The organism is Eudoraea chungangensis, assembly GCF_029360665.1.
GTDB lineage: Bacteria > Bacteroidota > Bacteroidia > Flavobacteriales > Flavobacteriaceae > Eudoraea > Eudoraea chungangensis.
The window spans coordinates 904,532-917,578 of record NZ_JARDUB010000001.1; the positions used below are offsets into that span (position 1 = coordinate 904,532).

The 13,047-nt window shown below is 37.7% G+C and carries 12 protein-coding genes; 7 read left to right on the forward strand and 5 right to left on the reverse strand.

Annotation, left to right across the window (positions count from 1 at the left end; all coding sequences use genetic code 11):
- Position 1 precedes the first annotated feature (1 nt).
- From PXG98_RS04005 to PXG98_RS04015, 3 genes are all read right to left on the reverse strand, one after another.
- Complete coding sequence (locus PXG98_RS04005) at positions 2-2,005, reverse strand: fumarate reductase/succinate dehydrogenase flavoprotein subunit (protein WP_276389119.1); 2,004 nt, start codon at positions 2,003-2,005, stop codon at positions 2-4.
- Between the two features lie 2 nt (positions 2,006-2,007).
- Positions 2,008-2,676, reverse strand: coding sequence for a succinate dehydrogenase cytochrome b subunit (locus PXG98_RS04010; RefSeq protein ID WP_276389120.1), 669 nt, complete (start codon positions 2,674-2,676; stop codon positions 2,008-2,010).
- A 169-nt stretch (positions 2,677-2,845) separates the two neighbouring features.
- Positions 2,846-3,256, reverse strand: coding sequence for a DUF2721 domain-containing protein (locus PXG98_RS04015; RefSeq protein WP_276389121.1), 411 nt, complete (start codon positions 3,254-3,256; stop codon positions 2,846-2,848).
- 147 nt (positions 3,257-3,403) lie between these two features.
- Between PXG98_RS04015 and PXG98_RS04020 the strand changes: the two genes are divergently transcribed.
- Positions 3,404-4,696, forward strand: coding sequence for an aminopeptidase P N-terminal domain-containing protein (locus tag PXG98_RS04020; protein WP_276389122.1), 1,293 nt, complete (start codon positions 3,404-3,406; stop codon positions 4,694-4,696).
- Here PXG98_RS04020 and brnQ read toward each other — a convergent pair.
- Positions 4,693-5,976, reverse strand: coding sequence for a branched-chain amino acid transport system II carrier protein (brnQ, locus tag PXG98_RS04025; protein ID WP_276389123.1), 1,284 nt, complete (start codon positions 5,974-5,976; stop codon positions 4,693-4,695). The two genes, PXG98_RS04020 and brnQ, sit on opposite strands and share 4 nt — an antisense overlap.
- Positions 5,977-6,237: 261 nt before the next feature.
- Between brnQ and PXG98_RS04030 the strand changes: the two genes are divergently transcribed.
- A complete protein-coding gene (locus tag PXG98_RS04030) occupies positions 6,238-6,462 on the forward strand; it encodes a hypothetical protein (RefSeq protein ID WP_276389124.1) in 225 nt (74 codons plus the stop codon).
- Position 6,463: 1 nt separating this feature from the next.
- Here the strand turns inward: PXG98_RS04030 and thiL are convergent, their stop codons facing one another.
- Complete coding sequence (thiL, locus tag PXG98_RS04035; protein ID WP_276389125.1) at positions 6,464-7,513, reverse strand: thiamine-phosphate kinase; 1,050 nt, start codon at positions 7,511-7,513, stop codon at positions 6,464-6,466.
- 70 nt (positions 7,514-7,583) lie between these two features.
- On the opposite strand from thiL, the gene PXG98_RS04040 reads away from it, so the two are divergent.
- The 5 genes from PXG98_RS04040 (at position 7,584) to sufC (ending at position 13,037) form a co-directional block, all read left to right on the forward strand.
- Positions 7,584-8,849: a choice-of-anchor B family protein gene (locus PXG98_RS04040; protein ID WP_276389126.1), complete on the forward strand. Its 1,266-nt coding sequence runs from the start codon at positions 7,584-7,586 to the stop codon at positions 8,847-8,849.
- A gap of 4 nt (positions 8,850-8,853) precedes the next feature.
- Complete coding sequence (locus PXG98_RS04045; RefSeq protein WP_276389127.1) at positions 8,854-10,200, forward strand: hypothetical protein; 1,347 nt, start codon at positions 8,854-8,856, stop codon at positions 10,198-10,200.
- A gap of 183 nt (positions 10,201-10,383) precedes the next feature.
- On the forward strand, positions 10,384-10,713 hold the full coding sequence (locus tag PXG98_RS04050; protein WP_276389128.1) for a HesB/IscA family protein: 330 nt from the start codon (positions 10,384-10,386) through the stop codon (positions 10,711-10,713).
- A 31-nt stretch (positions 10,714-10,744) separates the two neighbouring features.
- The gene (gene sufB, locus PXG98_RS04055; RefSeq protein WP_276389129.1) at positions 10,745-12,190 is read left to right on the forward strand and encodes a Fe-S cluster assembly protein SufB; all 1,446 of its coding nucleotides are present in this window, start codon (positions 10,745-10,747) and stop codon (positions 12,188-12,190) included.
- A 94-nt stretch (positions 12,191-12,284) separates the two neighbouring features.
- Positions 12,285-13,037, forward strand: coding sequence for a Fe-S cluster assembly ATPase SufC (sufC, locus tag PXG98_RS04060; RefSeq protein WP_276389130.1), 753 nt, complete (start codon positions 12,285-12,287; stop codon positions 13,035-13,037).
- Positions 13,038-13,047: the final 10 nt, after the last annotated feature.

Genomic DNA, 13,047 nt, shown 5'->3' on the forward strand with positions numbered 1-13,047 from the left:
TTTATTTATAGGAACGAGTTTTTAACTCGATATTTTCGTAAACTAGGTTTTCTTTATGCAAAACAGCATCTTTTGGTTCTCCTTTATATTCCCAGGCAGATACAAACTTGTAGTTTTCGTCATCTCTTAAAGCCTCTCCCTCGGGGGTTTGATATTCTTCCCTAAAGTGTCCGCCACAAGACTCATTTCTTTCCAGGGCGTCTTTTGCAAATAATTCTCCAATTTCCAGGAAATCTGCAACTTTACCAGCTTTTTCTAACTCTTGATTTTTAGTATCCGCAGTACCTGGTACTCTCACATTTTCCCAAAAGTCTTTTCGCAATTCTGAAATCTCTGTCATTGCCTCTTGGAGTTCTTTGGCATTCCTAGACATCCCGCATTTATTCCACATTATCTTACCTAATTTCTTGTGATAGTAGTCAACGGAATGCTTACCTTTTGCAGACATAAGTTTATTAATTCTTTCCAGAACTTCCTTTTCCACCTCATCAAACTCTTTTGAATCTGTTGGAATCGGCCCTGTCCGGATGTCGTCTGCAAGGTAATCACCAATGGTATAAGGAAGTACAAAATAGCCATCAGCCAGACCTTGCATCAATGCTGAGGCACCAAGTCTATTAGCCCCATGATCACTAAAATTAGCTTCACCCGCGGCATAACATCCAGGGATGGTAGTTTGGAGATTATAATCCACCCATAAACCGCCCATGGTGTAATGAACAGCAGGATATATCATCATAGGAGTCTTATAAGGGTTTTCGTCTACAATTTTCTCATACATCTGAAACAAATTGCCATATTTCGCCTCTACTACTTCTTCTCCAAGTTTTCGAATTAAGGTGTTATCCGCCTCTTTTATTCCAGATGTCAATGCTTTCTCTCTACCGTATCGCATTATTGCCGCATCAAAATCTAAGAAGACTGCTTCACCGGTCTTGTTTACTCCAAAACCAGCATCACACCTTTCTTTCGCTGCTCTGGAGGCAACGTCTCTAGGGACAAGATTTCCAAATGCCGGATATCTTCGCTCTAAGTAATAATCTCTATCCTCTTCTTTAAGCTCCGTTGGTTTTAGTTTCCCTTCTCGGATAGCCACTGCGTCTTCTATTTTTTTAGGGACCCAAATCCTGCCATCATTTCTTAGGGATTCCGACATCAAGGTTAGTTTAGATTGATGTTCTCCGGAAACTGGAATACATGTTGGATGAATTTGAGTAAAACAAGGATTAGCAAAAAAAGCACCTCTTCTATGCGTTCTCCAAGCAGCCATAACGTTAGCCCCCATACAATAGGTAGATAGGAAAAACAAGTTTCCATAGCCACCTGATGCAATCACAACTGCGTGAGCTGAATGCCTTTCAATTTTCCCGCTTACCAGATCACGTGCAATAATACCTCTCGCTTTTCCATCGACCATTACCAAGTCTAACATTTCATGGCGAGTATAAGACTTAATCTTCCCTCTGTGTATTTGTCTATTCATAGCGGCATAAGCACCTAATAATAACTGTTGTCCTGTTTGTCCTTTTGCGTAAAAAGTACGTGATACTAGAACCCCACCAAAGGATCTGTTGTCTAATAGGCCTCCGTATTCCCTTGCAAAAGGAACTCCTTGGGAGACGCATTGATCAATAATATTACTAGAGACTTCTGCAAGTCGGTATACGTTCGCTTCTCTTGATCTATAATCACCACCTTTTACTGTATCATAAAAAAGTCTGTAATTACTATCGCCATCACCTTGGTAATTCTTTGCGGCATTTATTCCCCCTTGGGCAGCAATAGAATGAGCTCTACGAGGAGAATCTTGGTAACAGAAAGTTTTTACATTGTAACCCAGCTCCGCAAGAGTAGCTGCTGCCGAACCCCCAGCCAATCCAGTACCTACAACGATAATGTCAATATTACGTTTGTTGGCAGGGTTAACCAGGTTAATTTCGTTTTTATGCTTGGTCCATTTATCGGCCAAAGGACCGGATGGAATATTAGAATTCATACTTCCCATATTTAATGACTTATTGGGTTAAAATGATGATAGACTGCGATGAAAATAAATACTAAAGGGACTACTATGGCATAGGCCTGAGTAAACTTTTTTAGAACAGGAGTGTATTTATTATTAAATCCCATGCTTTGAAAAGAAGAGGCAAAGCCATGCCAAAGATGAAGGCTTAATAGAACGAAAGAAACGACATAAAGCAAAGTTCTCCACATAGGCGCAAATTTCATTACGGTTTCTTCATAATACCTTGTGGGGTCCTCTGGACTCGACTCTATATATTTATAGGTCATTTCATGTACCCAAAAGTCGTAAAAATGAAGCCCTAAAAAGGCAAGAACCACCAAACCTGTAACAATCATATTGCGGGAAACCCAGGAGGCATTGTCACCACCTTTGTATTTAACGTATTTCACGGTCCGCGCTTTATTATTTTGGATTTCGAGTACAATTCCCATAACAAAATGGACAATCACTCCGGCAATAAGAATGGGTTGCATTATATATTGCACCAAACCATTGTATCCCATGAAATGAGACCAAGTGTTAAAAAGATCTGGAGATACTACTGAGGTAAAATTAATGGTGACATGAAGCGCCAGAAAAAATACCAAAAAAAGACCCGAAAGTGCCATAACGACTTTCCGGGCTATAGATGATTTGATTACAGTACTCATTGGGTTTTTTTTTAGAATATCAAATTTAAGTCAGAACCAAATCATTAACAAACTTGAACCCCACTAAGATTGGTATTTAGATTGATTTTAAGCAACAAAAATATCTTTGTTTAATCTTAAATGAAGTTTGAGAGGACTTTGTATGCAAAAAATGAAACACTTTTTGTGTTTAATCCGATATACTTTCTTCAGTACTGTCCATATTTCGAAGTTGGGTATTAAGGGATTTAGTGGATAGTTGTACTTCAATTAGGGATAAGACTAAAGAAGTCATTAACATCAATAAACTCATGCCAAAAAAGAAGTTCGCCCAAAAAGCCATCTCGATATAAATCAGAAACATGGTGATAGCACTAAATAGAAAACTTAATATCGCCACGGCCTGCATGTTTTTTATAATTGTAAGTCTTTTTTTAAGTTGTCTAACCTGAATCTGAAGTCCCTGTTCAGGAGTTTGCAAATACTCCTTATACAATTGTCTGATGAGTGCAGCTATGGCTAGATACCTCGCATTATAAGCCAACATGCTCAGTGAAATTGCAGGAAAAAGAAGGGCTGGAATGCTCAGGTTTAATTCCATAAAACTAGATTATTGTGGTTATATACTTTAATTAGAACCCTTTAAAATAGGGCTTAATAGGATAACTGTGAAAATAGGAATTTAATTTGGGATATCTTTTTTGCTGTCAATGGGCTTATTCCTATTTTTGAGAAAACAGCTAATACCATGAAATACGATCAAATTGACAAGGCTCTTTTTATTAAGAACAGAAAGAAATTTATGGCGAGAATGAAGCCTAAGAGTATAGCCGTTTTCAACTCCAATGATATATACCCTATTAGTGCAGATAGCACAATGCCTTTCAAACAGCACAGTGATATTTTATATCTAAGCGGAATTGATCAGGAAGAATCTATTCTCTTATTGTTTCCGGATGCCTTGGATAAAAAGTATAGACAGGTATTATTTGTTAGAGAAACGAATGCACACATAGCGGTATGGGAAGGGGCAAAATTAGACAAGGAACAGGCTAGGTCTGTTTCTGGAATTGAAACCGTTTATTGGCTTAGCGATTTTGATAAGATCTTTTTTAGTTTAATGACAGAATCTGAAGTGATTTACTTTAACACGAATGAGCATTATAGGCAAGCTGTGGAAACCCAAACCAGAGAAGATCGGTTTATAATAAAAACAAAAGATGAGTTTCCGGGCCATCAAGTCGCAAAAAGTAATCCTATCCTACAGGAAATAAGAGGGGAAAAAGAGAAAGAGGAGATCGACTTAATAAAAAGGGCTTGTGAGATTACAGAAAAAGGCTTCCGAAGAATTTTGGGTTTTACCAAGCCTGGTATTTGGGAATATGAATTAGAAGCAGAATTTTTGCATGAGTTTATAATTAATCGGTCTAAAGGATTTGCGTATACCCCAATTATTGCATCGGGCAATAACGCTAATGTTTTACACTATATTGAGAATAATAAACAATGTAAGAATGGAGATTTAATTTTGATGGACGTGGGTGCTGAATATGCTAATTACTGTAGCGATATGACCAGAACGATTCCTGTTAATGGCAGATTTTCTGAAAGACAACGGCAGGTATACGAGGCAGTTTTAAAAGTAAAAAATGAGGCAACACAAATGCTAATACCCGGGGCTTCTTGGACAGAGTATCACGAGGAAGTTGGAAAACTCATGACTTCAGCACTTATTGATTTAAAACTATTAAAAAAATCGGATGTTGATAATGAATCTAAAGATTGGCCGGCGTATAAGAAATACTTTATGCATGGCACAAGTCACCACTTGGGACTAGACACTCATGATTACGGTCCAATAAAGACACCAATGAAGGCAAACATGGTTTTTACCGTAGAGCCGGGAATCTACCTTCCGGAAGAAGGTTTTGGAATTCGTCTTGAAGACGATGTGGTTATCACTTCCAACGGTGATCCTGTAAACTTAATGGAAAACATTCCTATTGAAGTAGACGAGATAGAATCCTTAATGAATGGCTAAACGTTTTTCAGCCAGTAGCGCTCAAGGAAATTTGAGATTACAAACGATACAAGAGCCGGCACTAACCATCCTATGCTTAGACTTGTAAAAGGAATCCATGAAGTTAAATAATTAAACTCTTCCCCATATCCAAGACTATTCAGTAGGTCGGGAATGCTAAAAATAATTGTAGTATAAACCACTACTTTAAATACAAAATCGGAGTTAAATTTTGAGGGAATAATATTTAATAGAATGAGAACAATAGTTACTGGATAGACAATTATCAGAATTGGAATTGCCACTTGGATTATTTTGGCCACATCTAATTGACCAATGAGAAGTCCTAGCGCACAACTCATAAAAGCAGTCACAAAATATACCTTATTATACCTTGGCAACCTCGATTGAAAATAGTCAGCGGTTCCGGTAATTATTCCCACGCAGGTCGTGAAACAAGCAAGACTTACTAGAATACTCAAGAATAAACTTGCATTAGTACCTAATGTAAAACTACTGATGCTTTTAAGAAGATTAGACCTGCTTATCGTAGTATCAAACATGCTTTGAAAAGTTGCACCTGAAAAAATAAGCCCGGTATAAACTAGTAAAAGGCCGAGGCCGGCAATCCAGCCTGCTTTAGAAATAATATCCCTTTTTTCTTCAAAACTTTCCTCCTTAAACCTCAGGTTCACGGAAACTATTATTACGCCACCAACAACAATCGCCCCAATTCCATCAAAGGTTTGGTATCCTTCTAATACCCCTTCGGTTAAAGGATTCAGGAAAGAATTACCACCAATAATTGTGGAATCGAAGAAAATTGACTTTCCAATGATTAGAAGTAAAATGAGCAGGATACCAGGCGTGAGCCATTTGCCAATTATTCCTAGGATCTTTGATCGATTAATTACAAAGAGGAAAACTAAGCCAAAATAAACTATACTTGTATTTAAAGGAGAAGAATCAAATAAAGGAGCTATTGCGATTTCGTGTGTTACTGAGGCCGTTCTTGGGGAAGGAAGAGTAATTGCGATGGCATATATAATAAAGGAATAAACGAGGCTAAAAAGTGGAGACACCTTTTTGCCAAAGTCGTACATAGTTCCTTGCAATTTTGAGTACGCCTGTACTCCTAAAATTGGAACAACTACTGCAGACAGACAAAAGCCTATAGTAACTAGCCACCAGAGCGCCCCGGATTTAAGCCCTAAATAAGGGGGAAGTATAAGATTTCCTGCGCCAAAAAAAAGAGAAAATAGCGCGAAGGAAATTATAAAAAGTTCTTTTGTTTTATTCATCTATTTATATGGTGAAGATAGAAAATCTAAAAAGAGTATTGATTTAATAATCAGCAAAAAACATTTGAATCCATATAGCTCTTTCAGTACGTTCATCGAAAAAGTAATTTTTTTTATTCCACATACTCAATAAAAGCTTGGGTAGATGCGTTGATACTTAAGATAAGGTAATATAGTGTTGAAGCATTGCTTTGTCTTATCTCTAAAAGATTTCCCAAAGACGTCCCAATCGTCAAAAAACATAATAAAAAACCTACTTCTATGAAGAGATTATTTTGCAGTATTTTCGGGCACCATTATTCCGTCTCTAAAAAAGTTACCTCCCATATTAAAGAATACAAATGTGTTCACTGCGGGAAAGAAGTCACTACAGATGTAAGTGGAAACTTATCCGTTTTAACTCCAGAACTTCAGGAAATTAATCATGTGCTAGAAGAACTATATCAGAAAAGACATAGAGCAACGGAACACCAACAAGTGGCTTAATTTATGCCTTGGCAAAAGAATTCCACCCCTGAGCGGTTAGTGGAATTTTAGAATTATTCCTGGAAACTAAGTGTGCACCTTCACTCTTAGCTGTTATGTGCCCCACAACAGTTAAGTTAGGATTGCCCTTTATTTTCGGGAATTCTTTTTGGTTAATAGTGAAAAGCAATTCATAATCTTCTCCTCCGCTTAATGCAACAAGAGTGCTATCTAGTTTAAATTCTTCACAGGAAGATATTACCGTTGGATCTAAGGGGATTTTATCTTCATATAGATTACAGCCTACGCCACTATTATTACAGATATGAAGTATTTCGGAAGATAAACCATCGCTGATATCAATCATAGAAGTTGGGACTACCTCGAGTTGCTCTAACAGAGTAATTATATCCTTTCTTGCTTCGGGTTTAAGTTGCCTTTCAATAATATAGCTGTAAGGAGTTAAATCGGGCTGATTTTTTGGGTTTACCTTAAACACCTCATTCTCTCTTTCTAAAACCTGTAACCCCATATACGCAGCACCTACATCTCCACTGACCACTAAAAGATCGTTCTCTTTAGCGCCATCTCTAAAAACCAGACTGTCTTCTTTGGCATCGCCAACTGCGGTTATACTCAACACCAGCCCTGTTGTTGAGGTAGTGGTATCTCCCCCAACAAGATCTACCTTGTATAATTCACAGGCAAGCTTTATGCCCGCATATAGTTCTTCAAGAGCTTCCAAAGGAAACCGATTTGAAACGGCTAAGGAAACAGTAATTTGTTTAGGAACCGCGTTCATTGCATAGATGTCCGACAGGTTTACTATTACAGCCTTATAGCCCAAATGCTTAAGTGGCATATAGCTGAGGTTAAAATGAACGCCTTCAATAAGAAGATCTGTAGAAATGACACATTTGTGCTCCTTAAAATCAAGTACAGCAGCATCATCACCTATACCCTTTAGGGTTTCCGCATTACTAGAACGGAAGTCTTTGGTTAATTTTTCAATTAATCCAAATTCGCCAAGTTGATTCAAGGGAGTTTTTTCTGATTCTTTGTTCTCAAACATAGTGCAAAAATAAGGTGAAGAGAATAATATAGTATCTTTATGGCCAAAAGATTTGCTAAATTTTCATTTCATGAAAAAGGCCTTACTTATCATCCTTGTCCTAGGATTATTTTTTGGGTGTTCCAATGACGACGCTTCCTCCTTATCACCTTCTGAAGATTTAGATACCGGAGGAGAAGAAGAGACTCTACCAGAAGATATGTTGCCAAATGGATTTACAGCCTGTAATAATGGTTTAGCGGGGATATTTCCTTGTAATGAAATCGACTTGCTTGGCATCATCACCCTGGAGGAAATGGAGGCTACATCAGGAAATGATATTTGGGGTTGGATAGATCCACTAAGTTCAAAAGAATATGCGATTGTTGGCTTAAACAATGGAACAGCTTTTGTTGATATTACGAATAGCGAAGATTTGGTTTATTTAGGAAAGTTGCCTACTGCAACAAGCTCTAGCACTTGGAGAGACATAAAGGTCTTTGAAAATCATGCGTTTATAGTTTCTGAGGCACCTGGCCATGGGTTGCAAGTATTTGATTTGACAAGACTTTCAGAAGTGTCCAATCCTCCAGAAGTATTTGATGCTGATGCGAGGATTACAGATTTTGGGAATGCCCATAATATAGCTATTAATGAGGATAGCGGTTTTGCCTATGTCGTAGGGACTAACAGGAATGATCTTTATAATGGAGGTGCTTTTTTTATTGATATCAATGACCCACAAAATCCAATTGTAGTAGGAGGTTATGGCGGAAGCGGCTATTCACATGACGCCCATGTTGTTACTTATTCCGGCCCGGATACCGACTATGATGCAAGAGAATTGCTGGTTGGTGCAAATGAGAATCAGATAAGCATAGTTGACGTAACCGATAAAGTAAACCCACAGTTAATTAGTTCATTTGGATATAGCAGTATTGGATATACGCACCAGGGATGGTTTACGGAGGATCAACGCTTTTTTATAGTTGGGGACGAACTGGATGAACTCAATTTTGGCTTCGATTCCAGAACTTTGGTTTTTGACTTTAGCGATCTCGACGAACCAGTTTTACACGACACCTATATTGGACTTACTTCTGCGGTAGATCATAATGGCTACGTTTTAGGGAATGAGTATTATTTGGCAAACTATACCGCCGGCATAAGGATTATTGACCTGGCAGGAATAAACGAAAGAGCATTAGAAGAAAAGGCTTTTTTTGATACCTATTTGGAGGATAATAACGCCACTTTCGACGGGGCATGGAGTCTTTATCCATACTTCAATAGCGGCAAAATTATCGTTAACGACATTAATCTTGGACTTTTTGTATTGAGGAAAACTGAGCCATAGAGAAATGAAGCACACTTTTTGTATTTTTTTATTAGTAATGTTTTTGTCCTGTACAAGGGATGATATAGGAGTGAGGGAAGATGAAGAATTTATTGCGCCTTTTATGGGCGAATTGTCATGGGTTAAAAATTTTGGAGGGACCGATGAAGACACTGCTCAATCCATAATTGGCACTGAAGATGGGGGTTTCGCCGTTCTTGGATTTACCAAGAGTACGGACGGAACTTTAAGTGATAAAACTACATCTGTAAATGACTATTGGCTTTTAAAGTTTGATGAAGAAGGCGAGTTGTCTTGGAGTAATACTTATGGAGGCAGCAAAGATGATCGAGGTCAACAAGTTCTTCAAACCTCTGACGGGGGTTACGCAATTACCGGCTATGCCATGAGTGATGATATAGATGCCTCGGCAAACCAAGGTTTTCATGACAATTGGGTTTTGAAACTAGACGCTTTGGGTGGAATTGAATGGGAAAAAAGTTTTGGTTTCTCTGGACACGACCATTCGTATGACATAATTGAAACTTCCGACGGGGGATTTTTTGTTGCCGGGTTCCTTGATATAACGGCTGCACTGGAAGATGGAAATTATAGTAAAGGAAATCTGCTAACCAGGCATGGGGTAGGAGAATTCTGGGGTACAAAATTAACTGCCACTGGGGAGATTGAGTGGCGGAGCTATTTTGGCGGGACTAATAATGATAGGGCTTATGCTGTGGTAGAGACGTTTGACGGGGGTTATATTCTAACAGGTTTCAGTGAAAGTGATGATTTTGATATTTCTGAAACTCAGGGCAGTTATGATTTCTGGGTGGTTAAAATAAATCAGCAAGGAGAGTTAGTTTGGGAAAAAACATTTGGAGGTAGTGGAATAGACATTGCGTATGATATTTCAAAAACTATGGATGAATCCTATGTGATTGTGGGCAATACTAACAGCAATGACAAAGATATCTCAGTTAATTATGGAATCAATGATGTTTGGTTAATTAAAATTGATGAAAATGGTACTATGCTTTGGGAGAAGACCTTTGGCGGGTCGGAGTATGATGGGGCTCAGAGTGTTACATTATCAAAAGAAGGAGGATTTATTATTACTGGGAATTCGAAGAGTTCAGATTTTCATGCCAGTAGAAATAAAGGGGAGAATGATATGTGGGTAGTTAAAACAGATGCAGAAGGTAACTTACTTTGGCAAAACTCTTACGGAGGATCGGACTTGGATTATGCTTTTGACGGAATCGAGTGCGCTAATAATGCCTTATTAATTGTCGGGGAAAGCAATAGTTCTGATATTGAAGAAATAGAAAGTTTGGGATCGAAAGACTTAGTTATTTTGAAAATAGAGTAGTGCGTTTTAATCCCTTCAGTGGGAGGTCTTTTTCTCGGTTTTTTTTCCTCGATTAAACCCTTTAAGAACTATAGATTTGTGCTATAAACATATACGTTATAATAATGTTATCAATTATGATAAAACCCTAACTATATCCTATATTTGTAAACTATTTAGAATTATACCAAATAAGCTTCAATTATGATCAAAGTATCAGAAACAGCAAAAAAAAGAGTATCTCTATTAATGGAAGAAGAGGGCTTTAATGCCAAAACAGATTTTGTCCGGGTAGGGGTGAAGAGCGGCGGATGCAGCGGATTGTCCTATGAACTAAATTTTGATAATAAGATAAGTGAAGCCGATAAAGTCTTTGAAGATAATTCGGTAAGGATTATAGTAGATAAGAAGAGCTTTTTATACCTAGTGGGAACCACGCTTGAGTATTCGGGTGGTCTAAATGGAAAAGGTTTTGTTTTTAATAATCCCAACGCACAAAGAACGTGCGGGTGTGGTGAGAGTTTTTCATTATAATTATTAAGTCAATTAGAGAATATAAGCTCCTATGGCATATACAGAAGAAGAATTAAAGAAAGAGTTAGAAACCAAAGAATATGAATATGGTTTTTATACAGATATAGCGTCTGAAACCTTTCCTAAAGGCTTGAGTGAAGAGATTGTTATTGCTATTTCTCAAAAAAAGGAAGAGCCAGCTTGGATGACCAACTGGAGATTAGAGGCATACAGGTCTTGGGTACAAATGAAAGAACCTGAATGGGCTAACGTAAAATACAAAAAACCAGATTTTCAGGATATTTCATATTACTCGGCCCCAAATAGCAAGGCTAAGTACGAAAGTTTAGACGAAGTAGATCCAGAACTCTTGGAAACATTCAAGAAACTTGGGATATCTATAGACGAACAAAAAAAATTAGCTGGCGTAGCTGTTGATATTGTTATGGATTCAGTATCTGTAGCCACAACGTTTAAAAAGACACTTGCAGAAAAAGGAATAATTTTTTGTTCTATTTCAGAGGCCATTAAAGAACATCCTGAATTGGTTCAAAAATATCTGGGAACCGTAGTACCTCAAAAGGATAATTTTTATGCAGCATTAAATTCGGCCGTTTTTTCTGATGGTTCTTTCTGTTATATTCCTAAAGGGGTTCGATGCCCTATGGAATTATCCACTTATTTTAGAATAAATCAGGCCGGAACAGGACAGTTCGAGAGAACACTGGTCATTGCAGACAAGGACAGTTATGTAAGTTACCTAGAAGGATGTACAGCACCATCAAGAGATGAAAACCAATTGCACGCCGCTGTTGTAGAATTAATAGCATTGGATGAAGCAGAGATCAAATATTCTACTGTTCAAAATTGGTTTCCAGGAGATAAGGAGGGCAAAGGTGGGGTCTATAACTTTGTGACGAAAAGAGGGCTTTGTGAAAAGAACGCTAAGATTAGTTGGACACAGGTTGAAACAGGTTCGGCGATTACCTGGAAATATCCTTCTTGTATTTTAAAAGGAGATAACTCTATAGGGGAGTTTTACTCTATTGCTGTTACGAATAATTATCAACAAGCGGATACAGGAACCAAAATGGTACATCTAGGGAAAAATACTAGGAGCACTATTATTTCAAAAGGGATCTCTGCGGGGAAATCCCAAAATAGCTACAGGGGTCTTGTTCAGATTAATGGCCGTGCTAAGAACGCACGTAACTTCTCACAATGTGACTCATTATTGATGGGGAATGAATGTGGGGCACATACATTTCCCTATATAGAAGTAAAAAATAAAACGGCTCAGATAGAGCACGAGGCTACCACAAGTAAGATTGGGGAAGATCAAATATTCTATTGTAATCAAAGAGGAATAGATACCGAAAAGGCCATTGCGCTTATTGTTAATGGCTTTAGTAAAGAGGTACTTAATAAATTGCCTATGGAGTTTGCTGTAGAGGCGCAAAAGCTCTTGGAAATTAGTTTAGAAGGATCTGTTGGTTAATACCTAAAAAAAGGGATTAAAGTTTATTTACAATACCAATTAGAAGTTTTAAAAAAAAAGCCAGAGGCATCAAATTATTTAAATTAAACGGAATATGTTAAAGATTAAAAATCTACATGCAGGGGTAGAAGGGAACGAAATTCTTAACGGAATAGATTTAGAAGTAAAAGCAGGTGAAGTCCATGCCATAATGGGTCCAAATGGGTCTGGGAAGAGTACATTGGCGGCAGTTATTGCAGGGAAAGAAGAATTTGAAGTTACGGAAGGAACGATTGAATTAGAGGGGGAAGATTTAGACGAGACTAGTCCTGAAGAGAGGGCACATAAAGGGGTTTTCTTGTCATTTCAATATCCTGTTGAAATTCCAGGAGTTTCTGTAACTAATTTTATGAAGACGGCGATTAATGAGTCTAGGAAGGCCAGAGGTTTAGAAGATATGCCTGCTAATATAATGTTGAAGTTAATAAGAGAAAAGTCCGAATTATTAGAGATCGACAGAAAATTTCTTTCTCGATCATTAAATGAAGGTTTTTCCGGAGGGGAGAAAAAGAGAAATGAGATATTTCAAATGGCCATGCTTGAGCCTAAATTGGCAATTTTGGATGAAACAGATTCTGGACTAGATATTGATGCTCTCAGAATTGTGGCCAATGGAGTTAACAAACTAAAAAGTCAAGAGAACGCCGTTATAGTAATAACACATTACCAGCGTTTACTAGATTATATCGTTCCAGATTTTGTTCACGTCTTGCATGAAGGTAAAATTGTTAAATCGGGAACTAAGGATTTAGCATTGGAACTTGAAGAAAAAGGATATGATTGGATAAAGAACGAGACTCTTGTCTAATACTGGGTAT

What these genes read in the sequence shown, in the direction of transcription:
- PXG98_RS04030 (WP_276389124.1), top strand. Translation starts at nt 6,238, where the DNA reads ATGAAGAGATTATTTTGCAGTATTTTCGGGCACCATTATTCCGTCTCT.
- PXG98_RS04005 (WP_276389119.1), bottom strand. Translation starts at nt 2,005, where the DNA reads ATGGGAAGTATGAATTCTAATATTCCATCCGGTCCTTTGGCCGATAAA.
- PXG98_RS04045 (WP_276389127.1), top strand. Translation starts at nt 8,854, where the DNA reads ATGAAGCACACTTTTTGTATTTTTTTATTAGTAATGTTTTTGTCCTGT.
- thiL (WP_276389125.1), bottom strand. Translation starts at nt 7,513, where the DNA reads ATGTTTGAGAACAAAGAATCAGAAAAAACTCCCTTGAATCAACTTGGC.
- PXG98_RS04040 (WP_276389126.1), top strand. Translation starts at nt 7,584, where the DNA reads ATGAAAAAGGCCTTACTTATCATCCTTGTCCTAGGATTATTTTTTGGG.
- sufC (WP_276389130.1), top strand. Translation starts at nt 12,285, where the DNA reads ATGTTAAAGATTAAAAATCTACATGCAGGGGTAGAAGGGAACGAAATT.
- sufB (WP_276389129.1), top strand. Translation starts at nt 10,745, where the DNA reads ATGGCATATACAGAAGAAGAATTAAAGAAAGAGTTAGAAACCAAAGAA.
- PXG98_RS04050 (WP_276389128.1), top strand. Translation starts at nt 10,384, where the DNA reads ATGATCAAAGTATCAGAAACAGCAAAAAAAAGAGTATCTCTATTAATG.
- PXG98_RS04010 (WP_276389120.1), bottom strand. Translation starts at nt 2,676, where the DNA reads ATGAGTACTGTAATCAAATCATCTATAGCCCGGAAAGTCGTTATGGCA.
- brnQ (WP_276389123.1), bottom strand. Translation starts at nt 5,976, where the DNA reads ATGAATAAAACAAAAGAACTTTTTATAATTTCCTTCGCGCTATTTTCT.
- PXG98_RS04015 (WP_276389121.1), bottom strand. Translation starts at nt 3,256, where the DNA reads ATGGAATTAAACCTGAGCATTCCAGCCCTTCTTTTTCCTGCAATTTCA.
- PXG98_RS04020 (WP_276389122.1), top strand. Translation starts at nt 3,404, where the DNA reads ATGAAATACGATCAAATTGACAAGGCTCTTTTTATTAAGAACAGAAAG.